This is a genomic window from Streptomyces sp. PSU-S4-23 (assembly GCF_055632315.1).
Genome location: NZ_JBVMUU010000002.1, coordinates 2,121,846 through 2,142,500, shown reverse-complemented (window position 1 = coordinate 2,142,500; position 20,655 = coordinate 2,121,846). Strand labels below are relative to the sequence as shown.

17 protein-coding genes are annotated in these 20,655 nt (G+C 70.8%); 9 read left to right on the top strand and 8 right to left on the bottom strand.

Annotation, left to right across the window (positions count from 1 at the left end; genetic code table 11):
* Window positions 1-50: 50 nt before the first annotated feature.
* From ACZ79I_RS10565 to ACZ79I_RS10555, 3 genes are all read right to left on the bottom strand, one after another.
* On the bottom strand, window positions 51-1,991 hold the full coding sequence (locus ACZ79I_RS10565) for a S53 family peptidase (protein ID WP_471496357.1): 1,941 nt from the start codon (window positions 1,989-1,991) through the stop codon (window positions 51-53).
* Between the two features lie 313 nt (window positions 1,992-2,304).
* Window positions 2,305-2,931 carry a DUF305 domain-containing protein gene (locus ACZ79I_RS10560; RefSeq protein ID WP_471496355.1) on the bottom strand — a complete coding sequence of 209 codons (627 nt, stop codon included), beginning with the start codon at window positions 2,929-2,931 and terminating at the stop codon, window positions 2,305-2,307.
* On the bottom strand, window positions 2,928-3,632 hold the full coding sequence (locus ACZ79I_RS10555) for a DUF3105 domain-containing protein (RefSeq protein ID WP_471496353.1): 705 nt from the start codon (window positions 3,630-3,632) through the stop codon (window positions 2,928-2,930). Before ACZ79I_RS10555 ends, ACZ79I_RS10560 begins: the two co-directional genes overlap by 4 nt.
* 159 nt (window positions 3,633-3,791) lie before the next feature.
* On the opposite strand from ACZ79I_RS10555, the gene ACZ79I_RS10550 reads away from it, so the two are divergent.
* Window positions 3,792-4,268, top strand: coding sequence for an RrF2 family transcriptional regulator (locus tag ACZ79I_RS10550; protein WP_471496351.1), 477 nt, complete (start codon window positions 3,792-3,794; stop codon window positions 4,266-4,268).
* On the opposite strand, the gene ACZ79I_RS10545 is transcribed toward ACZ79I_RS10550, so the two are convergent.
* Window positions 4,226-5,407, bottom strand: coding sequence for a globin domain-containing protein (locus tag ACZ79I_RS10545; RefSeq protein WP_471496349.1), 1,182 nt, complete (start codon window positions 5,405-5,407; stop codon window positions 4,226-4,228). The genes ACZ79I_RS10550 and ACZ79I_RS10545 overlap by 43 nt on opposite strands.
* 313 nt (window positions 5,408-5,720) lie before the next feature.
* Here ACZ79I_RS10545 and glnA point away from each other — a divergent pair, with 313 nt between their 5' ends.
* Window positions 5,721-7,082 carry a type I glutamate--ammonia ligase gene (gene glnA, locus ACZ79I_RS10540; RefSeq protein WP_381086750.1) on the top strand — a complete coding sequence of 454 codons (1,362 nt, stop codon included), beginning with the start codon at window positions 5,721-5,723 and terminating at the stop codon, window positions 7,080-7,082.
* A gap of 156 nt (window positions 7,083-7,238) precedes the next feature.
* On the opposite strand, the gene ACZ79I_RS10535 is transcribed toward glnA, so the two are convergent.
* Window positions 7,239-8,129: an alkaline phosphatase family protein gene (locus ACZ79I_RS10535; RefSeq protein WP_471496347.1), complete on the bottom strand. Its 891-nt coding sequence runs from the start codon at window positions 8,127-8,129 to the stop codon at window positions 7,239-7,241.
* 309 nt (window positions 8,130-8,438) lie between these two features.
* On the opposite strand from ACZ79I_RS10535, the gene ACZ79I_RS10530 reads away from it, so the two are divergent.
* Window positions 8,439-11,465: a bifunctional [glutamine synthetase] adenylyltransferase/[glutamine synthetase]-adenylyl-L-tyrosine phosphorylase gene (locus ACZ79I_RS10530; protein ID WP_471496346.1), complete on the top strand. Its 3,027-nt coding sequence runs from the start codon at window positions 8,439-8,441 to the stop codon at window positions 11,463-11,465.
* Window positions 11,466-11,758: 293 nt separating this feature from the next.
* On the opposite strand, the gene ACZ79I_RS10525 is transcribed toward ACZ79I_RS10530, so the two are convergent.
* Window positions 11,759-12,631 carry a phosphatase PAP2 family protein gene (locus tag ACZ79I_RS10525; protein WP_471496344.1) on the bottom strand — a complete coding sequence of 291 codons (873 nt, stop codon included), beginning with the start codon at window positions 12,629-12,631 and terminating at the stop codon, window positions 11,759-11,761.
* A 111-nt stretch (window positions 12,632-12,742) separates the two neighbouring features.
* Window positions 12,743-13,777 carry a LacI family DNA-binding transcriptional regulator gene (locus ACZ79I_RS10520; protein WP_471496342.1) on the bottom strand — a complete coding sequence of 345 codons (1,035 nt, stop codon included), beginning with the start codon at window positions 13,775-13,777 and terminating at the stop codon, window positions 12,743-12,745.
* 430 nt (window positions 13,778-14,207) lie between these two features.
* Between ACZ79I_RS10520 and ACZ79I_RS10515 the strand changes: the two genes are divergently transcribed.
* The 6 genes from ACZ79I_RS10515 to ACZ79I_RS10490 all read left to right on the top strand — a co-directional run bounded on the left by ACZ79I_RS10515 (window position 14,208) and on the right by ACZ79I_RS10490 (window position 20,209).
* Complete coding sequence (locus ACZ79I_RS10515) at window positions 14,208-15,482, top strand: extracellular solute-binding protein (RefSeq protein WP_471496340.1); 1,275 nt, start codon at window positions 14,208-14,210, stop codon at window positions 15,480-15,482.
* Window positions 15,483-15,594: 112 nt separating this feature from the next.
* Window positions 15,595-16,599 (top strand): carbohydrate ABC transporter permease, encoded by a 1,005-nt coding sequence (locus ACZ79I_RS10510; RefSeq protein WP_471496338.1) that lies wholly within the window; start codon window positions 15,595-15,597, stop codon window positions 16,597-16,599.
* 13 nt (window positions 16,600-16,612) lie between these two features.
* The gene (locus ACZ79I_RS10505; protein WP_471496336.1) at window positions 16,613-17,524 is read left to right on the top strand and encodes a sugar ABC transporter permease; all 912 of its coding nucleotides are present in this window, start codon (window positions 16,613-16,615) and stop codon (window positions 17,522-17,524) included.
* 202 nt (window positions 17,525-17,726) lie between these two features.
* Window positions 17,727-19,457: a glycoside hydrolase family 13 protein gene (locus ACZ79I_RS10500; protein WP_471496334.1), complete on the top strand. Its 1,731-nt coding sequence runs from the start codon at window positions 17,727-17,729 to the stop codon at window positions 19,455-19,457.
* Window positions 19,458-19,604: 147 nt separating this feature from the next.
* Window positions 19,605-19,895: a hypothetical protein gene (locus ACZ79I_RS10495; RefSeq protein WP_471496332.1), complete on the top strand. Its 291-nt coding sequence runs from the start codon at window positions 19,605-19,607 to the stop codon at window positions 19,893-19,895.
* Window positions 19,892-20,209 (top strand): hypothetical protein, encoded by a 318-nt coding sequence (locus ACZ79I_RS10490; protein ID WP_471496330.1) that lies wholly within the window; start codon window positions 19,892-19,894, stop codon window positions 20,207-20,209. The genes ACZ79I_RS10495 and ACZ79I_RS10490 overlap by 4 nt, the downstream gene beginning before the upstream one ends.
* A 175-nt stretch (window positions 20,210-20,384) precedes the next feature.
* Here the strand turns inward: ACZ79I_RS10490 and ACZ79I_RS10485 are convergent, their stop codons facing one another.
* Entirely contained in the window at window positions 20,385-20,651 is a 267-nt protein-coding gene (locus tag ACZ79I_RS10485; protein WP_471496329.1) for a hypothetical protein, read from the bottom strand.
* Window positions 20,652-20,655 lie beyond the last annotated feature (4 nt).

Here is a 20,655-nt window from a genome sequence, read left to right as displayed (position 1 = left end):
CCCGGTGACGGGGGACGGGCGCCACGCGGTCGGCCGCGGCCGGTCGCCTGTCAGCGACGGCGCCACGACTCGACGTAGCCGGGGGCGGGCGAACCCACACCGGTCACGTCGTCATAGCCCTTCACGGCCTTGAGGGAGCTGTCCTTGCCGAGGCTGCGGACGGAGGTGATCAGACCGTCGGCCGCGTCGAAGCCGTTGGCGAAGTCGACGCGCGCCACCGCGAGTCCGGAGCCCGTCGGGTCGTCCGTGACGTCGTGGTAGACCTTCGAGCCGTACTTGGCGTAGATCGCCGGGTTGGCGAAGCCGATGGCCTTGCCGCCGCGCGCCTCCTGGGCCAGCGCCTGGACGGCCGCGATCACCGGCGCGGCGAGCGAGGTGCCGCCGATCCGGTACTCGCTGTACTGCTGCGAGCCGTCCGGGAAGGTCTGCGTCTGGCCGACCTTGAAGCCGGTGTTGGGGTCGGCGATCGCGGCGATGTCCGGGACGACCCGGTTGCCGTCGGCGCTGTTCGCCTTGGCGAGCGAGTCCGGTACCGCGCCCTTCTGGTAGAAGGGCTCCGCCACGGTCCGGCTGGTGCCGCCGCCCGCGCCCGACGTGAACGCGCCGGGGAAGTTCATCCAGCTCGTGCCGTCGGCCGACAGCGCGGCCCGCTCGGTGCCCCAGCCGGTCTCCCAGAGGTACTTGTTGTACTTGCCCACGGCCAGCGAGGTGCCGCCGACCGCCGTCACCCACGCCGAGTTGGCCGGGGTGTCGACCTGCTTCGTCCCGGTGCCCGCGACCTCGTCGCCGTTGTCGCCGGAGGAGAAGTAGAAGCCGATGCCCTGGACCGCGCCGAACTGGAAGACCTGGTCGTAGGCCGCCGCGAGGTCCGGCGTCTGGTTGGCCTCGATGTCGCCCCACGAGTTGGAGACGATGTCGGCCAGGTGACCGTCGACGATCTTGCCGAGCGAGTCGAGCAGGTCGTCGTCGTAGCAGGAAGCGGCGCCGACGTACGTGATGCTCGCGCCCGGGGCGACCGCGTGCACGGCCTCGACGTCGAGGGTCTCCTCGCCGTACCAGCCGGCGGCGCCGCACTCCTGGGTCTTCGTGTAGTTCTTCGGCAGCACCTGGCGCAGCTGACCGGTGGTGTAGGCCGCGTCGCCGTGCTTCTTCGCGTAGGTGGCCGCGTCGAAGGCGATGGTCGGGGAGGCGTACGCGTCGGTGATGGCGACCCGCACGCCCTTGCCCGTGTGCTTGCCCGCGCCGTACGCGGCGCGCAGCTGCTTGCCCGTGTAGCCCTGGACGGCGTACGGGATCTTCGTGCCGTAGGCGTCCGGCAGCGTGCTCGCGATGTTCGAGCCGTGGTACGAGGAGAACGGCCCGGAGTTGCGGAACACCGCGTCGGGCGGCGGCAGCTGGTCCTTGTGGTTCGCCTTGTGCGGGGCGTTGTCGAGACCGGTGACGGTCAGGACGGCGCCCTTCAGGCTGTCCGGCGCGGAGGCCGTCATCGACGGCGCGCGATAGGTCTTCGAGCCCTTGGCGTAGTTGTGCAGCTGTGTGCCGAACGCCTTCTCGGCGGCGGCCACGTCACCGGTCACGGCGACGTAGTGCCGGGTGACGGCGGTGACCTTCAGGCCCGATGCCCTCAGCCAGGACGTCACCGCGGCCACCTGGGCCTTGGTGGCGCCGAAGCGCTGCTGCGCCTGCCTGGCGCTCAGGTACCTGCCGTAGACGGGCGACGACGGGTCGGAGACGGCCTTGGCGTATGCGGCCAGGCCGGCGGCGTCGCGGCCGGCGAGGTAGACCCGGGCGGAGACCTGGGCGCTGTTCGAGGTCGCGCCCTTGTCCGCCCTGGCCGTGGCCCACGCGGGCCTGGTGCCCGAGAGTGCGTCCCGGCCCGGGTTGTCCGCGGCGTGCGCCGCGGGTATGCCGAGCGCCAGCGCGCCGGCGAGCAGCGGCAGTGTCGCTGCCATGCTCACCCCGGCGCGCACCTTGGCGCGGTTGGATCTCATGAAACCCCCTGCGATGCGGTTCGTCGCATGTAGTGGCCGGTGATCCGCGTAGAACTCCGCGCGCGTGAGGGCACGGTGAGTGGATCACACGGTGGGGGCCACTCTTTCGATGAACCGTTCATGCCAGGGGAATGAAAAGGCCAAGAAGAGCCCAAGTGACGGAAGTGTCACGGCATTTGGGGTGATTTGGGGCCTGTCGGCGGTTGCGGGATGGTTGCGATCGCCGCGGTGCCCTTGCGGCGCCGTCCGCGGGGCTCGGGGACTTCGTGCGGGGCCCGTCCTCAAGACCACAGCCACGTCCGGAAAGCCCTGGCTAGCCGCGCGGCTTCGCGCCCCGCTCCGCGAGCATGGCCGTCATCAGCGCGATCTCCGACCGCTGGGCGTCGACCATGCCCTGGGCGAGCCTCTTCTCCACCTCCACCGTGCACAGGTCGGCACAGCCCTCGGCCATGTGGACGCCGCCCTTGTGGTGGTCGGTCATCAGCTGCAGGTAGAAGACCTCGGCCTGCCGGCCGCTGAGGGTGCCGAGCCGGCTCATCTCGGCGTCGGTGGCCATGCCCGGCATCAGCGCCCCGTCCTTGCCGGAGGCCGTGCCGCCCATGCCCATCCAGGTCATCGGCGGGTCGGGGGACACCTTCGGCAGGCCCCACAGGTCGAGCCAGCCCAGCAGCATGCCGCGCTGGTTGGCCTGTGTCTGCGCGATGTCGTACGCGAGCCGGCGCACCTCCTCGTTCCGTGTGCGGTCGCGCACGATGTACGACATCTCGACGGCCTGCTGGTGGTGGACCGCCATGTCGCGGGCGAAGCCCGCGTCCGCGGAGCGGGCGGTGGGCGTCCGCGGCGTGGACCCGCTGTCCTCGGCGACCGCGTACGTGACCGCGCCGACCGCGACGAGCACCGCCGCCGCGGCCCCGGAGACCCACCCGACGTGCTTCCTCACCTCATCGCCCCGCCGGTGCACGACGCACCCGGCTCGGGTGTCTGGCTGCCCTGGACGTAGGTGGCGAGGAAGGCGTCGACGCCCGGGTCGGCGGCGCTCCGCACGCCGAGCTGGTGGCCCCACGCCGTGAGCATGATCGGGTCCTTCTGGTTCCCGTACGGGCTCATCAGCGTGTAGGGCGTCTTGCGCACCTTCGCCGCCAGCGCCCGCACGTCGGCCTTCGACGCCTTGCCGGTGTAGGTGACCCAGACCGCGCCGTGCTCCAGCGAGTGCACGGCGTTCTCGTCCTGCACGGGCTCGGTGTAGACGGTGCCGTTGCAGTTCAGCCACACCGGGTTGTGGTTGCCGCCCACGGGCGGGCGCATGGGGTAGTCCACCGCCGTGCCGACGTGGTTGCGGGACAGCTTCCCGGTCCAGGTCCGCACCCCGTCCTTGCCCGTGACGAAGTGACCCGAGTCACCCGAGCTCCCGGAGCTCTTCGGGTCCGTCCCGTTCTTCGCGTCGCTCGCCGCCGCGGCCTTGCCGCCGGACTGCGCGTCGACGAGGACCACCCCGCCGACGACGAGACCCGCGACGACGACCACGGCGGCCGTGATCGCGAGGATCCGGCCGCGGCGCTCGCGGGCGCGCTCGGTGCGGCGCATCTCCTCCATGCGCGCCTTGCGCTCGGCGGAGGCGGCGGTCTTCTCGGCGGAACCCATGGCGAGTCCTTCGGGGAAGGGGCAGGTGCGCCGCATCGTAGTGGTACTGGAGTGGCCGGATGGAGACAGGACACGGGGAATGGCCGAAGGGAAGGGGTTTGGTGGGGGTTCCGTGGCGATAATTTGAGCCACAGATACCGATTACTTACCCTGGGCGGCATGCGGCTCTTGCGCTCCACCGACCTGGCGCTGCGCGTCCTGATGCGGCTCGCCGTCGCCGGCGAGTCCAGGCCCACGACCCGACAGGTCGCGGAGGTCATCGACGTGCCGTACACGCATGCCGCCAAGGTGGTCGCCGAACTGCAGCACATGGGGCTGCTGGCCGCCCGGCGGGGCCGGGGCGGGGGACTCGCGCTGACCGAGGCCGGGCGCAAGGCGTCGGTCGGCACCGTGGTGCGGGCCTTCGAAGGCCACAGCGAGGTCGTCGAATGCGACGGCTCCGCGCCCTGCCCGCTCCGCTTCGACTGCCGGCTGCGCGGAGCGCTGCGAGGGGCCCAGGAGGCGTTCTACGCCTCGCTGGACCCCTTCACGATAGAGGAGATGGCCGTCGCGCCGACCGGGCCGGCGCTGCTGGGGATCTCCGCCGCCGCGCCTCAGTCCTGGCCGAGCCAGAGGTCCGGACCGAAGACCTCGTAGTGGATGTCCGCGGCGGGCAGGCCCCGCTCCAGGAGCTGGGTCCGTACGGACCGCATGAAGGGCAGCGGACCGCACAGGTACGCCTGCGTGCCCGGAGCGATCGTCACGGCGGACAGGTCGACGATGCCGGTGTGCGCGGACTCGGGGGCGTCCTCCTCGTACCAGAAGTGCACGCTCGCGTTCTTCAGCTTGCCCGCGTAGGCCACGTGGTCGGAGCGCAGGGCGTGCTCGGCGGGGGAGCGGTCGCCGTGCACGACCGTGACCGGGGCGGCGTGGCCCGTGCGGGCGAGCTGGTCCAGCATCGCGATCACCGGGGTCACGCCGATACCGGCGGAGGCGAGCAGCAGGGGCGCGTCGGTGTCCTCCAGGACGAGGTCGCCGTACGGAGCCGACAACTCCAGGGTGCTGCCCTCGCGCACATGGGCGTGGAGGTGGCTGGAAACCTCACCGTCGGGGGCGCCGTCACCGTGCACGCGCTTGACGGTGATCTGCCGCAGCGGGGAGTCCGGCGAGGCGGAGAGGCTGTACTGGCGGATCTGCCGGGCGCCGTCGGGGAGCTCGACGCGGACGGAGACGTACTGTCCGGCACGGAAGTCCATGACGGGCTCGTCGTCGGCCGGGCGGAGCTGGAAGGTGGCGACGTCCGGGGTCTCCTCGACCCGCCCGACGACCTGCCACGTCCGCCAGCCGGTCTGCTTGCTCTCCTCGTACAGCCGCCGCTCCAGCTCGATCAGCGCGTTCGCCATCAGCCAGTAGACCTCGTCCCAGGCCGCCGCGACCTCGGGGGTGACCGCGTCGCCGAGGACCTCGGCTATGGCGGCGAAGAGGTTCTCGTGGACGATCGGGTACTGCTCGGGCGTCACGGCCAGGGAGGCGTGCTTGTGGGCGATGCGGCTCAACATCATGTCGGGCCGTTCGTCGGGGTGGTCCACCAGGTAGGTGGCGAAGGCGGCGATCGAGCCCGCCAGTGCCTGCGGCTGGGTGCCGGCGGCCTGGTTGCCGCGGTTGAAGAGGTCGCGGATCAGTTCGGGGTGGGCCGTGAACATCTTCTTGTAGAAGAGGGGGGTGATTTCCCCGATGGCGCCGCCGACGGCGGGGAGGGTGGCGCGCACGGTGGCGGCGGACTGCTCGGACAGCATGCGGAACTCCTTTGCGGAAGGGCGGGCTCCGGCCCGCTGGGCCGATCGGCACGCTAGTAAAACTTGCATCTGAGATGCAAATTAAGCGAGCCGGAAGGGCGAAAGAGTGGGCCATTACACATGAGCCGACGAACAGGCAAGATGGGCGGCAGAGCGGCATCGCCGTACGTGAGGTGTTCGGCCGGATGCCGCCGGGCCGATCTTGGTCCGCAACGCGCATGAAATGGTGTTGTGGTGGGATGCTCAGGTGCCCGACCGCCTCCCGTGCTACCAGGGACAGGCGGCCTGACCAGCAAGGATGGGGAAGCGGAAGATGGACAAGCAGCAGGAGTTCGTGCTCCGGACGTTGGAGGAGCGCGACATCCGGTTCGTACGCCTGTGGTTCACGGACGTGCTGGGCTTCCTCAAGTCCGTGGCGGTGGCCCCGGCCGAGCTGGAGCAGGCATTCGACGAGGGCATCGGCTTCGACGGCTCCGCCATCGAGGGCTTCGCGCGCGTCTACGAGTCCGACATGATCGCCAAGCCGGACCCCTCGACCTTCCAGATCCTGCCGTGGCGCGCAGAGGCACCGGGCACGGCCCGCATGTTCTGCGACATCCTGATGCCCGATGGCTCCCCGTCCTTCGCCGACCCGAGGTACGTGCTCAAGCGCGCCCTCGCCCGCGCCTCCGACCTGGGCTTCACTTTCTACACCCACCCGGAGATCGAGTTCTTCCTTTTGAAGGACAAGCCGGTGGACGGCACCCGCCCCACGCCCGCCGACAACTCCGGCTACTTCGACCACACCCCGCAGAACGTCGGCATGGACTTCCGCCGCCAGGCGATCACCATGCTGGAGTCGATGGGCATCTCGGTCGAGTTCTCCCACCACGAGGGCGCGCCCGGCCAGCAGGAGATCGACCTGCGCTACGCCGACGCGCTGTCCACCGCCGACAACGTCATGACGTTCCGCCTGGTCATGAAGCAGGTGGCGCTGGAGCAGGGCGTGCAGGCGACCTTCATGCCGAAGCCGTTCTCGGAGTACCCGGGCAGCGGCATGCACACCCACCTGTCCCTGTTCGAAGGCGACCGGAACGCGTTCTACGAGTCGGGCGCCGAGTACCAGCTCTCGAAGGTCGGCCGCTCCTTCATCGCCGGCCTGCTCCGCCACGCGGCGGAGACCTCGGCGGTCACCAACCAGTGGGTGAACTCCTACAAGCGCATCTGGGGCGGCTCCGAGCGCACCGCGGGCGCCGGCGGCGAGGCGCCGTCGTACATCTGCTGGGGCCACAACAACCGCTCGGCCCTGGTCCGCGTCCCGATGTACAAGCCCGGCAAGACGGGCTCGGCACGTGTCGAGGTCCGCTCGCTCGACGCCGGCGCGAACCCGTACCTGGCCTACGCGGTCCTCCTGGCCGCCGGCCTGAAGGGCATCGAGGAGGGCTACGAGCTCCCGCCGGGCGCCGAGGACGACGTGTGGGCCCTGACGGACGCCGAGCGCCGCGCCATGGGCATCGAGCCGCTGCCGCAGAACCTGGGCGAGGCCCTGACCCTGATGGAACGCAGCGACCTGATCGCCGAGACCCTGGGCGAGCACGTCTTCGACTTCTTCCTGCGCAACAAGAAGCACGAGTGGGAGGAGTACCGGTCCGAGGTGACGGCGTTCGAGCTGCGCAAGAGCCTGCCGGTGCTGTAGGCACAGGTCAGGGCGGGTTTCCCGCTGATTCGGCGGATGAGGCCGACGGTCGCGGACCGTCGGCCTCACGCAGTCCCGCTGCTCCGGGCCGGTCCGGGGGCAGCGGGGGTCGGCCCGACCGTGCCGGGGTTTCGGCGCGGCCGTCCGCGGGGTACGTCAGGACGCCCAGATCCCGGTGATGTCGGTGGCGGAGGCGGCGTTGCCCGCGTGCGTGGACAGGCCCTGCATGTCCTCCAGGGTGCGCAGCAGGTCGTAGTGGTCGTACGTGGTGGAGCTGCTGGAGCCCGCCGTCACCGGCTGGCCGTACAGGACCGTCGGGATGCGGTTGCCGCTGAGCGAGTTGTCCTCGTCGAAGGTGACGACCAGCAGGCTGTTGTGGGTCTTGGCCCACGTGGCGTACGCGCCCAGGTTGTTCTTCAGCCAGGTGTCACCGGTCGACACCGAGCAGTCGTGCATGTCGCTGCACAGGTTGGGGATCACGAAGGACACCTGCGGCAGGGCCGTGTAGTCCGTCGGGAACTGCGCGAAGGTGTACGCGGACGACGTCGGCACGTTGCTGAAGCCGAACCAGGGGTTGTGCTTGCGGGCGTACTTGCCGCTGCTGCACGTGGTCGAGCCCTGGCTGGGCAGCGTCTCGTTGTAGCTGGCCCAGCTCCGGCCCGCCGCGATCAGCTCCGAGGCCAGGTTCGGGGCGGAGGAGAAGCCGGGCGTGTAGCAGTTGTCGTTCGTGATGCCCTGGGTGGAACCGGAGAACAGCGCGAAGTAGTTGGGCTGGCTGGGGTGGGTGATGCCGTACGACTGGGTGAGGTTGGCGCCGCCGGACTTGAGGGAGTTGATGTACGGGGCGCTGGAGGAGCCGATCACCTGGCTGTAGGAGTGGTTCTCCATGACCACGACGACCACGTGGTCCGGGCTCGGGACGGCGCTCGCGGCGTGCGCGGGGGACTCGCCGCCGAGCCCGCTCCACAGCCCGGCGGCTGCCGCGGCGAGGGCCGCGGCGGACGCCAGGGCGGCGCGGGTACGGCGGTACAGGGAACTGCCGGACACATCGACCTCCGGTGTGGGGGAGAGTACGGGGTGGCGGTGCGGACAGAGCATGCACACGCCAACATTCCCCCACTCCACACCGTCCGACCCCCCAGGTGAAGAGCGGATGAACGTCTGCTGAGGCGCGGTCGCACATCGCGGCTCCCGGCCCGGGCCCCATACCGGACCCGGGACGGACCCGGTACCGGACCCGCCCCGGGACCCGGGACGGGCACTGCGGTTAGGCTCCCTCTCGTACGACCTTGATCCGACGCGATCCGACTTGATCCGATGGCCGGTGCGAGCGGCGGGTGCGACGGGAGGCCGAGGATGACGGTGCCGGGGCGCAGGAGCAGTACCTTCACCCGACTGCTGCGGCACGGCTTCACCGACCCCTCGGCCGCCGAGCGGCTCCTGGAGAGCGCCGAGCTGGCGCCGATAAGGACCGATCCCGTCCTGCTGGACGCCCTGGGCGCCACCGCCGACCCCGATCTGGCCCTCAGCGGTCTCGTCCGGCTCCTGGAGGCGCAGCCCGCCCCCACCGCCCGGCGCGAGCTGCTCGACACGCTGATCTCGGCCAAGCCCCTGCGGGACCGGCTGCTCGGCGTCCTCGGCGCCTCCGCCGCCCTGGGCGACCACCTCGCCCGCCACCCCCGCGACTGGCATGTGCTGGTCACCTACGAGCCGCAGGACCTCCACCCCGGGGTGGAGGAGTTCGAGCGGCGGCTCGCGGAGGCCGACGACCCCGTCGCGCTGCGCGTCGCCTACCGCCGCTGCCTGCTGTCGATCGCCGCGCGCGACGTGTGCGGCACCACCGACGTGGCCCAGACCGCCGCCGAGCTGGCCGACCTCGCCGTCGCCACCCTGCGCGCCGCCCTCGCCCTCGCCCACGCCGCGGCCCCCGAGGACGCCGCGGTCTGCCGGCTCGCGGTGATCGCCATGGGCAAGTGCGGCGGCCACGAGCTGAACTACGTCTCCGACGTGGACGTCATCTTCGTCGGCGAGGCCGTGGGGGCACCCCCAGGCCCTTCAGGCACCGGGGGAGGAGCAGACGAGCACAAGGCCGTGCAGGCCGCGACCCGGCTCGCCTCGCACATGATGCGGATCTGCTCCGAGTCGACGGCCGAGGGCACGATCTGGCCCGTCGACGCCAACCTGCGGCCCGAAGGGCGCAACGGCCCGCTCGTGCGCACCCTGAGCAGCCACCTCGCCTACTACCAGCGGTGGGCCAAGACCTGGGAGTTCCAGGCCCTGCTCAAGGCGCGCCCGGTGGCCGGCGACGCCGAACTCGGCGAGAGCTATGTCGCCACCCTCGCCCCCCTCGTCTGGCAGGCCGCCGAACGCGAGAACTTCGTCGCCGACGTGCAGAAGATGCGCCGCCGGGTCGTCGCCAACATCCCCGCCGCACACCTCGAACGCGAGCTGAAGCTCGGGCCCGGCGGGCTGCGGGACGTCGAATTCGCCGTGCAGCTCCTGCAGTTGGTGCACGGCCGGGCCGACACCTCGCTGCGCAGCGGCACCACCCTGGAAGCACTGCGGGCACTCGCGGCCGGCGGCTACGTCGGGCGCGCCGACGCCGTACAGCTGGAGGACGCCTACCGCTTCCTGCGCTCCATGGAGCACCGCATCCAGCTCTACCAGCTGCGCCGGACCCACCTCGTCCCCCAGGAAGAGGCCGGCCTGCGGCGTCTCGGCCGCTCCCTCGGCCTGCGCACCGAGCCCGTCGGCGAGCTCGGCCGCGAGTGGAGGCGGCACACCAGCGTCGTACGCCGGCTGCACGAGAAGCTGTTCTACCGGCCGCTGCTCGACGCCGTCGCCCAACTGGCTCCGGGAGAGGCCCGGCTGAGTCCCGACGCGGCCCGGGAACGGCTTGTGGCGCTCGGCTACGCGGACCCCGCGGCCGCCCTGCGCCATCTGGAGGCGCTGGCGTCCGGCGTCAGCCGCAAGGCCGCCATCCAGCGCACCCTGCTGCCGGTGCTGCTCGGCTGGTTCGCCGACTCCGCCGACCCGGACGCGGGCCTGCTCAACTTCCGCAAGGTCTCCGACGCGCTCGGCAAGACCCCGTGGTACCTGCGGCTGCTGAGGGACGAGGGCGCCGCCGCCGAGAACCTCGCCCGTGTGCTGTCCGCGGGCCGGCTCGCCCCCGACCTGCTGATGCGTGCGCCCGAGGCGGTGGCCCTCCTCGGCGACGGCGACGGCGGCGGCCTCGAACCCCGCGGGCGCGCCCACCTGGAGCAGGAGATCCTGGCCGCGGTAGGCCGCGCCGAGAACGCCCCGCAGGCGGTCACGGTGGCGCGCGGCGTGCGGCGGCGCGAGCTGTTCCGCACGGCCGCCGCGGACATCGTCGGCTCGTACGGCACCGAGGAGGCGCCGGCCCGGCCGGACCAGGGCACCCTGATCGACATGGTGGGCGGCGCGGTCTCGGACCTGACCGCGGCGACCCTGGCCGGCACGCTGCGGGCCGTGGTCCGGGACGGCTGGGGCGACATGCTGCCCACCCGGTTCGCGATCATCGGCATGGGCCGCTTCGGCGGGCACGAGCTGGGTTACGGCTCCGACGCGGACGTGCTGTTCGTGCACGAGCCCTGGGAGGGCGTGGACGAACGCGAGGCGGCCGACGCCGCGAACAAGGTGGTCGCGGAGATGCGCCGGCTGCTCCAGCTGCCGAGCACCGACCCGCCGCTGCTGATCGACGCGGATCTGCGGCCGGAGGGCAAGTCGGGACCGCTGGTGCGCACCCTGACGTCGTACGAGGCGTACTACCGGCGCTGGTCGCTGGCGTGGGAGTCGCATGCGCTGCTGCGGGCCGAGCCCGTCGCCGGGGACGAGGACCTGGGCCGCCGCTTCATCGAGCTGATCGACCCGCTGCGCTATCCGGCGCACGGGCTCGGTGACGACGCCGTGCGCGAGATCCGGCGGCTGAAGGCCCGCATGGAGTCGGAACGGCTGCCCAGGGGCGCCGACAAGACGCTCCACACGAAGCTGGGCCGCGGTGGTCTGTCGGACGTGGAGTGGACGGTCCAGCTGCTGCAGCTGCGGCACGGCCGGGAGGAACCGGGCCTGCGCACCACCCGCACCCGTGCGGCCCTCGCCGCGGCGTGCGAGGCAGGGCTGATCGGCCGCGAGGAGGCGGCGGTCCTCGACGAGGCATGGGTGCTCGCCTCGCGGGTGCGCAACGCGGTGATGCTGGTACGCGGAAGGGCCGGCGACACCTTCCCGACCGTGGGCCGGGAACTGGCCGCGGTGGGGCGCTACCTGGGATACGGGCCGGGCCACGCGGGCGACATGCTCGACGACTACCGGCGGACGACGCGGAGGGCACGGACCGTCGTGGAGGAACTCTTCTACGGGTCGTAAGCACCCGTCGGGCCGCGACCACCGGTCGGGCCGTAGCCACCCGTCGGGGGCCGTAACCGCCTGTCGGGCCGTAACCGCTCGTCGGGCCGCGACCTCTGGTCGGGCCGTGGCCACCCGTCTGGGCCGTAACCGCCTGTCGGGCCGTAACCACTGGCCGGGCCGCGACCTCTGGTCGGGCCGTGGCCACCCGTCGGGGGCCGTAACCGCCTGTCGGGCCGCGACCACTGGGCGGGCCATAGCCGCCCGTCGGGCCGTAGCCGCCTGTCACGGACCGCGACGGGCGGCTGCGGCGCTCACGGCTCGGCGGGCGCCAGCGCGGGTCCGGCCGCCCTTCCCGTCACGCGGCGCGGCAGCGCGTACGGCAGGGCGCCGTACCACAGCCTCGCCACCGCGAGGCCGAACGCCAGGCACAGCGTCCCGCCCACCGCGTCCAGCCAGAAGTGGTTCGCCGTGGCAACGATCACCGTCAGGGTGCCCAGCGGGTACAGCAGGGCCAGGATCCGCACCCACGGCAGCTTGGCCAGCGCGAAGATCGTCAGGCCGCACCACAGCGACCATCCGATGTGCATCGACGGCATCGCCGCGTACTGGTTCGACATGTGCTTCAGGTCGCCCGAGGCCATCGAGCCCCAGGTGTGGTGCACCAGGACCGTGTCGACGAAGCGCCCGCCGCCCATCAGGCGCGGCGGGGCCAGCGGGAAGAAGTAGTAGCCGAGCAGCGCCACCCCCGTCGCGGCGAACAGGGACAGCCGCGTCGCCGCGTACCGGCCCGGATGCCGGCGGTACAGCCACACCAGCACACCCAGTGTCACCACGAAGTGCAGCGTCGCGTAGTAGTAGTTCATCCCGATGATCAGCCATGTCACCGAGTTCATGGCGTGGTTGACCGACCGTTCCACGGCGATCCCGAGATGGTGCTCCAACCGCCACACCAGGTCGGCGTTGCCCAGCGCCTCGGCCTTCTGCTCCGGAACCGCGTTGCGGATCAGCGAGTAGGCCCAGTAACTGACCGCGATCAGCAGGATTTCGAACCAGAAGCGAGGACGACGAGGAGTGCGGAGCCGGGGCCAGAGTCCCTGCCCCGCGCGGTCCTCCGCCTCCTCCGTGACGGGATGCGGAGCGGCCTGCCCCCGGGCTTCCAGTGTCGTCACGGTCCTCTCACCCATAGGCACAGAGTCTGCCAGAAAACCCTTCTCCGACAGATCATCCCCTGGAAGGGTTCCGGCCGCATTTCCGTTACCCCGGCGACCCCGCCGCAACCGTGGGAGACTCCCTGCTCAGGGACGGTTTCGTTCCCCTGGCGCCGAAGCCGTCGATCCCCGCACCACCAGCTCCGGCATGAACACGAACTCACTGTGGGGCGCGGGCGTCCCGCCGATCTCCTCCAGCAACGTCCGGACCGCCGCCTGCCCCATCGCCGGCACCGGCTTGCGGATCGTCGTCAGCGGCGGATCCGTGAACGCGATGAGCGGCGAGTCGTCGAAGCCCACCACCGATATGTCCGTGGGGACTTCCAGCCCCCGCTGCCGCGCCGCGCGTATCGCCCCGAGCGCCATCATGTCGCTCGCGCACACCACCGCCGTGCAGTCCCGGTCGATGAGCGCGGACGCCGCCGCCTGACCGCCCTCCAGCGTGTAGAGCGAGTGCTGGATCAGCCGTGACTCGATGTCCTCGGCCGACAGCCCCAGCTGCTCCTGCACGGTGCGGACGAACCCCTCGATCTTCCGCTGCACCGGAACGAACCGCTTGGGCCCCAGGGCCAGCCCGATCCGGGTGTGGCCCAGCGACACCAGGTGCGTGACGGCCAGGGACATCGCGGCCCGGTCGTCGGGGGAGATGAACGGCGCCTGCACCTTCGGCGAGAAGCCGTCCACCAGCACGAACGGCACGCCCTGGGCGCGCAGCCGCTCGTAGCGCTGCATGTCGGCGGTGGTGTCCGCGTGCAGCCCGGAGACGTAGATGATGCCCGCGACCCCGCGGTCCACGAGCATCTCCGTCAGCTCGTCCTCGGTGGAACCGCCCGGCGTCTGCGTCGCCAGCACCGGCGTGTACCCCTGCCGCGTCAGCGCCTGGCCGATGACCTGGGCGAGGGCCGGGAATATCGGGTTCTCCAGCTCCGGTGTGATCAGGCCCACCAGGCCCTCGCTGCGCTGGCGCAGCCGCACCGGGCGTTCGTAGCCCAGAACGTCGAGGGCGGCCAGCACGGACTGGCGGGTGGTCGCGGCGACGCCCGGCTTCCCGTTCAGCACCCGGCTGACCGTCGCTTCGCTGACCCCCGCCTGGGCCGCGATGTCGGCAAGCCGTGTGGTCACGGGATTGGACTGTACCGGCCGGGTCTCCGCTTGCCCACCAGCCGGACGCCGGGCCCGTGCGGTTGAACGGCCCGCTGCGGGTTGCTGCGTCATCGCGCTCCCTCGTGTTCTGTTCGGCGTCCGGTCCGCAACGGGATCATCCCCGTCGCGGTGACGTATGGCAAGAGCTTGCAGAGTCTTGCACAAGTGTCCACGATCCCGCCGAGCAGCCGCAAACCTGTTCTCCCGGCCCCGCGCGGGCAGGTCACGGACGGGTAACTGTCGGAGGTTCTTGCATTTTTTTGCTGCAAGGTCTTTCGCGGCGCTTACATGGCTGTTACGTTCTCGTCGCTCGGCGGCCTCCCCCACGGCGCAGTCGGCAAGTCGGCAGAGGGACGGCGGACGGGACCGTCTCTGGCCCCCACGGGCTTTCACCCTCAAGGAGAAACTCATGCGGCGTGGCATAGCGGCCACCGCGCTGGTGGCGTCCGTCGCCCTCGCGGCGACGGCCTGCGGCGGAAGTGACAGCGGCAGCGACAAGTCGGACGGGCCGGTCACCATCACCTGGTGGGACACCTCCAACGCCACCAATGAGGCGCCGACGTACCAGGCACTGGTCAAGGACTTCGAGAAGGCCAACCCGAAGATCAAGGTCAAGTACGTCGACGTCCCCTTCGACCAGGCGCAGAACAAGTTCGACACCGCCGCAGGCTCCAAGGGCGCCCCGGACGTGCTGCGCTCCGAGGTCGGCTGGACCCCCGCCTTCGCGAAGAAGGGCTACTTCCTGCCGCTGGACGGCACCCCGGCCCTCGCGGACCAGAGCAAGTTCCAGCCCAGCCTGATCAAGCAGGCCCAGTACGAGGGCAAGACCTACGGCGCGCCCATCGTCACCGACACCCTGGCGCTCGTCTACAACAAGGCGCTGTTCAAGCAGGCCGGCATCACCGAGGCGCCGAAGTCCTGGGACGAGCTGAAGTCCGACGCCGCGAAGATCAAGGACAAGACCGGCGTCGACGGCTACTGGGGCTCCACCCAGGCCTACTACGCGCAGTGCTTCCTCTACGGCGAGGGCACCGACACGGTCGACGCCGCCGCCAAGAAGATCACCGTCGCCTCGGACGCGGCGAAGAAGGGGTACGGCACCTGGCTCGGCCTCTTCTCCGGCAAGGGTCTGCACAAGGCCGACACCACCGCCGACGCCTACGCCCACATCCAGGACGCGTTCGTCAACGGCAAGGTCGCCGCGATCATCCAGGGCCCCTGGGAGATCACCAACTTCTACAAGGGCACGGCGTTCAAGGACAAGGCCAACCTCGGCATCGCGACCGTCCCGGCCGGCTCCAGCGGCAAGGCGGGCGCCCCGACCGGCGGCCACAACCTCTCCGTGTACGCCGGCTCGGACAAGGCCCACCAGGAAGCGGCGCTGAAGTTCGTCAACTTCATGACCTCGGCGAAGTCCCAGGAGACCATCGCCCTGAAGAACTCCACGCTGCCGACGCGTGACGACGCCTACAGCGCGCAGGTCAAGGCCGACCCCGGCATCGCCGGCTACCAGGGCGTGCTCGCCGCCGCCCAGCCGCGCCCGGCGCTGCCCGAGTACAGCTCGCTGTGGGGGCCGCTGGACACCGAGCTGCCGAAGATCGCCGGTGGCAAGGAGCCCCTGGACAAGGGCCTGAGCAACGCGGAACTCGCCATCGCCAAGCTGGTTCCGGACTTCAGCAAGTGAGTCCGCGTGGCCGTCGGATCCTCCGGTGACATCGGGGGAAGGATCCGGCGGCCACCGGCCTGTGCCCAGGCCATCCCGTTGATCCGCAGACGTCCAAGAAGGTTGTCGAACCATGACAGTCGCCATCGACCGCGCGACCGGCAAGCGCCGCGGTGACCGCGGGCCGCGGCCCGGCCTGGGCCGGCGCCTCAAGAACGGATACCAGAAGCACTGGTACGCGTACGCGATGATCGCGCCCGTGGCCGTCGTGCTCGGCGCCCTGGTGCTCTACCCCCTGGTGTACGGCGTCTATCTGACCCTCACCGACGCCAACAGCCTCAACACGGCCCGCACGATCGGCGTCAACCACATCGACGCCACGTACAAGTTCATCGGTCTCGACAACTACAAGGACATCCTCTTCGGGCCGCTGTCGTACGACCGCTTCTGGTCGCACTTCATCTGGACGGTCGTGTGGACGGTCGCCTGCGTCGCCCTGCACTACTCGATCGGCCTCGGCCTGGCGCTGCTGCTCAACCAGAAGTTCCGCGGCCGCACGTTCTACCGCCTCGTCCTGGTCCTGCCCTGGGCCGTGCCCACCTTCGTCACCGTCTTCGGCTGGCGCTTCATGCTCGCCGACGGCGGCATCATCAACGCCGCCCTCGACTGGCTCCATCTGCCCGCGCCGCTCTGGCTGGAGGACACCTTCTGGCAGCGCTTCGCCGCCATCATGGTCAACACCTGGTGCGGTGTGCCGTTCATGATGCTCTCGCTGCTCGGCGGCCTGCAGGCCATCGACGCCTCGCTGTACGAGGCGGCCGAGATGGACGGGGCCGGCGCCTGGCAGCGCTTCCGGTACGTCACCCTGCCGGGCCTGAGGTCCGTCAGCTCCACCGTGGTGCTCCTGGGCGTCATCTGGACGTTCAACCAGTTCGCCATCATCTTCCTGCTGTTCGGCAACACCGCGCCGGACGCCCAGATCCTGGTCACCTGGGCGTACTACCTCGGCTTCGGACAGCAGCCGCGCGACTACGCGCAGTCGGCCGCGTACGGCATCCTGCTTCTCTCCATCCTGATCGTCTTCACGTCCGTCTACCGCCGTTGGCTGAACCGCAATGAGCAGCAGCTCGCGATCTGAGGCAGGAGTCCCCATGAGCACGACCACCGTCGAGCCCCCCGCCAGGACGTCGGGACAGACCTCCGCGGCGGTCACGCGGCGCCCGGTGCGCCGCCGCGGCGAGCGCGGCCCGCTCGCCTCCGCCGCCGCGCACGCCACCCTGATCGCGGCGAGCCTGATCGCCTTCTTCCCCGTCGCGTGGCTGATCTTCCTCTCCCTCGGCCCCGACAAGGACGACTATCTGCACCCCGGGCGCATCTGGCACACGATGACGTTCGACAACTACTCGTTCGTCCTGCAGCACACCAGCTTCTTCGACTGGCTGAAGAGCTCGCTCGTGGTCACGGTCGGCACCACCGCCATCGGGGTGCTGATCGCCGCCACCACCGGCTACGCGGTCTCGCGCATGCGTTTTCCCGGCTACAAGAAGTTCATGTGGCTGCTGCTGCTCACCCAGATGTTCCCGATCGCCGTCCTGATCGTGCCGATGTACCAGATCATGTCGGACCTGGAACTCATCGACACCTATCTCGGCCTGATCCTGATCAACTGCACGACGATCGTGCCCTACAGCGCCTGGCTGCTGAAGGGGTACTTCGACACGATCCCCTTCGAGATCGACGAGGCGGGGCGGATCGACGGGCTCTCCCCGTTCGGCACCTTCGTGCGCCTGATCCTGCCGCTCGCCAAGCCCGGCCTCGCGGTCGCCGCCTTCTACGCCTTCCTCACCGCCTTCGGAGAGGTCGCCTTCGCCTCGACGTTCATGCTGAGCGATGACAAGTACACCTTCGCCGTCGGCCTGCAGAGCTTCATCAGCGAACACGACGCACAGCGCAACCTGATGGCAGCCACCGCGGTACTGATCGCGATACCCGTCTCCGTGTTCTTCTACCTCGTGCAGAAGAACCTGGTGACCGGCCTGACCGCGGGCGGCACCAAGGGCTGAGGCCCAGCCCGCAGGGCTCCCGCGCCTGACCGCGCGGGTGGCGGCCGCGGTGCCCTCCCCGGGCCGTCCGCACGGGGAGGGACCACCTCCCCGCTGTCACCGCGGCCGCCTCGTCACCCGCCGCCGTACCCACGCCCGATGACCGACGCTTCCCCACCCTCGGCCCGCCCGAGACGGGGACCCTCATCGCATCAAGGACGCCATGAGCCAGCACTCCGCCGACCAGGCCCCGAACACGGTCCTCGCCACTGTCGCCCGCCACCGCGACTGGTGGCGGGACGCGGTGATCTACCAGGTCTATCCGCGCAGCTTCGCCGACAGCAACGGCGACGGCATGGGCGACCTGGAGGGCGTACGTTCCCGACTTCCTTACCTCCGCGACCTGGGCGTCGACGCCGTGTGGCTCAGCCCCTTCTACGCCTCGCCGCAGGCCGACGCCGGCTACGACGTCGCCGACTACCGCGCCGTCGACCCCATGTTCGGCAACCTGCTGGACGCCGACTCGCTGATCCGCGACGCCCACGAACTGGGGCTCAGGATCATCGTCGACCTGGTGCCCAACCACTCCTCCGACCAGCACGAGTGGTTCAAGCGGGCGCTCGCCGAAGGCCCCGGCTCCCCCCTGCGCGAGCGCTACCACTTCCGCCCGGGCAAGGGCGCGGGCGGCGAACTCCCGCCGAACGACTGGGAGTCCATCTTCGGCGGGCCCGCCTGGACCCGCGTCACCGAACCGGACGGCACCCCCGGCGAGTGGTACCTGCACCTCTTCGCCCCGGAGCAGCCCGACTTCAACTGGAACCACCCGGCGGTGGGCGACGAGTTCCGCTCCATCCTGCGCTTCTGGCTCGACATGGGCGTCGACGGCTTCCGCGTCGACGTCGCCCACGGCCTGGTCAAGGCGGAGGGGCTGCCGGACCTGGGCGCCCACGACCAGCTCAAGCTGCTGGGCAACGATGTCATGCCGTTCTTCGACCAGGACGGCGTCCACGCCATCTACCGACAGTGGCGCACGATCCTCGACGAGTACGCCAGTCGGAAAGGGCCCGAAGGGCCTTCCTCGGAAGGGCGGTGGTGGGAGACGGGCGGGCGCATCTTCGTGGCCGAGGCCTGGACCCCGACCATCGAACGCACCGCGAACTACGTCCGCCCGGACGAACTGCACCAGGCGTTCAACTTCCAGTACCTGGGCACCCACTGGGACGCCCGCGAGCTGCGCGACGTCATCGACCGCACCCTCGACGCGATGCGCCCGGTCGGCGCCCCCGCGACCTGGGTGCTGTCCAACCACGACGTGACCCGGCACGCCACCCGCTTCGCCCACGACTCCGCCCTCGGCACGCAGATCCGCCTGGCGGGCGACCGTGAGCTGGGCCTGCGCCGCGCCCGGGCCGCCACCCTGCTGATGCTGGCGCTGCCCGGGTCGGCGTACCTCTACCAGGGCGAGGAACTGGGCCTGCCCGACGTGGTGGACCTGCCGGACGAGGTCCGCCAGGACCCCGCCTACTTCCGGGGCGCGGGCCAGGACGGCTTCCGCGACGGCTGCCGGGTGCCGCTCCCGTGGACCCGCACCGGCCCGTCGTACGGCTTCGGCGCCGGCGGCAGCTGGCTGCCGCAGCCGGAGGGCTGGGGCGAGCTGAGCGTCGAGGCACAGCGGGGCGTGCCGGGCTCGACCCTGGAGCTGTACCGGAGCGCGCTCGCCGTGCGACGCGAGCAGCCCGGTCTCGGCGCGGGCGACGCCGTCGAGTGGCTGCGCGCGCCCGAGGGCGTGCTCGCGTTCCGGCGCGGGGAGTTCGTGTGTGTCGCGAACACCACCGGCGAGTCGGTCACGGCACCGGCGTACGGCCGGGTCCTGATCGCCAGCGACGAGGTGACGGAGGCGAACGGCGAGACCAAGGTCCCCGCGGACACGACCGTGTGGTGGACCACCGCCTGACGCGTCCGAGTCCGGCCCGCCGCTCCTCCGCAGGGGGCGGCGGGCTTCGCCTCCTGCGGCGCTCGCGGGCCGCAGCGGTCTCGGTGATCAGCACGTCACAGCGAGGTACTGTGGCATCGACACCGCGACAAGGGAGCCTGGACCGCCATGACCACGAATCCGGCCGACTCCGGTCGACCGCACCTCCCCCCCATGCGCACCATCGGCGAACTCCGCGCCGCCCTCACCATGGGCTACGGCTTCCCCGGCGACGCCGACGACTTCGAGGCCGAACTGGCCCGTGAGATCAACCACGCCGACCCCGCCGACCTCTCGGGCGTCGTCCGACTTGTCGAGGAGTTCCGCGGCCGGATCACCGCCCGCCAGGATCCCGACTTCGACACCGCCGTCGCTGCGGCCGTCGCCGAGATCCGCGCCGCGCGGGGAGCCGACCGGTGACCGAGGGACGGCAGCCGGTCGTCGCCGAGATCACGCATGAAGCCCGCATCCGCTGTCTTGCCGTCGGCGCAGGAGCCCTCGAAGCCGTCGAGGGGCTGCGTGCCGAACTGGAGAAGAACCCGACGCTCGGTCGGCGCGCCCGCAGTGCCGTCGGGGACATGAAGATCTACACGACGCGCATCGAAGGCACGGACACCCGCCCGGCGCTCACCGTCACCTACGTCTACGACGCCCCGCCGCCCGAACCGGGTCTGGTCCGCATCGCTCTCGTGTCGCCCGTGCGCTTCGCGGGTGGCGACACCGGTTGTCTCTGAGCCGGCACCGCCCTCGCCGACGGCACCGCGTCGACCTTTTCGCGATGTGGTGGATCTCTCTGCTGTGAACGCCTTCGCGGAGGCGAAGCGAAGCCGCCCAGGACACGACGGGGTGGTGGGCGGCTGTCTGACGGCTTGGGCCCGCCGCTTCGAACGGGGCGGTGGGCTTCGCCCCCTATCGAGGCCGGTTGATGCTCTGCCGGTTCGCCTCGCGCACCTTGGCCAGCAGTTCTGAACCGTGCCGCAGGGCCGCCGCCAGTTTGCGGGCCGTACTCGGATTGCAGCGTCCGAGGTCCACGAGCGGCGACAAGTGGTCGCTGGCGAGCGACACGGCATCCAGCCCGAGCGACGGCAGCAGCACGCCCGCGTCGGCCAGTGCCTCACCCAGCTCGTCTCTCGCCGCCTTCGCGTCCCTGATCTGCGCGCTCTTCGTCATCTCCATACCG

Bases quoted from the DNA above. Each gene is read 5' to 3' on its own strand.
- ACZ79I_RS10565 (WP_471496357.1), bottom strand. From the start codon at position 1,991: ATGAGATCCAACCGCGCCAAGGTGCGCGCCGGGGTGAGCATGGCAGCG.
- ACZ79I_RS10545 (WP_471496349.1), bottom strand. From the start codon at position 5,407: ATGCTGTCCGAGCAGTCCGCCGCCACCGTGCGCGCCACCCTCCCCGCC.
- glnA (WP_381086750.1), top strand. From the start codon at position 5,721: ATGGACAAGCAGCAGGAGTTCGTGCTCCGGACGTTGGAGGAGCGCGAC.
- ACZ79I_RS10525 (WP_471496344.1), bottom strand. From the start codon at position 12,631: ATGGGTGAGAGGACCGTGACGACACTGGAAGCCCGGGGGCAGGCCGCT.
- ACZ79I_RS10505 (WP_471496336.1), top strand. From the start codon at position 16,613: ATGAGCACGACCACCGTCGAGCCCCCCGCCAGGACGTCGGGACAGACC.
- ACZ79I_RS10550 (WP_471496351.1), top strand. From the start codon at position 3,792: ATGCGGCTCTTGCGCTCCACCGACCTGGCGCTGCGCGTCCTGATGCGG.
- ACZ79I_RS10530 (WP_471496346.1), top strand. From the start codon at position 8,439: ATGACGGTGCCGGGGCGCAGGAGCAGTACCTTCACCCGACTGCTGCGG.
- ACZ79I_RS10485 (WP_471496329.1), bottom strand. From the start codon at position 20,651: ATGGAGATGACGAAGAGCGCGCAGATCAGGGACGCGAAGGCGGCGAGA.
- ACZ79I_RS10495 (WP_471496332.1), top strand. From the start codon at position 19,605: ATGACCACGAATCCGGCCGACTCCGGTCGACCGCACCTCCCCCCCATG.
- ACZ79I_RS10510 (WP_471496338.1), top strand. From the start codon at position 15,595: ATGACAGTCGCCATCGACCGCGCGACCGGCAAGCGCCGCGGTGACCGC.
- ACZ79I_RS10555 (WP_471496353.1), bottom strand. From the start codon at position 3,632: ATGGGTTCCGCCGAGAAGACCGCCGCCTCCGCCGAGCGCAAGGCGCGC.
- ACZ79I_RS10515 (WP_471496340.1), top strand. From the start codon at position 14,208: ATGCGGCGTGGCATAGCGGCCACCGCGCTGGTGGCGTCCGTCGCCCTC.
- ACZ79I_RS10500 (WP_471496334.1), top strand. From the start codon at position 17,727: ATGAGCCAGCACTCCGCCGACCAGGCCCCGAACACGGTCCTCGCCACT.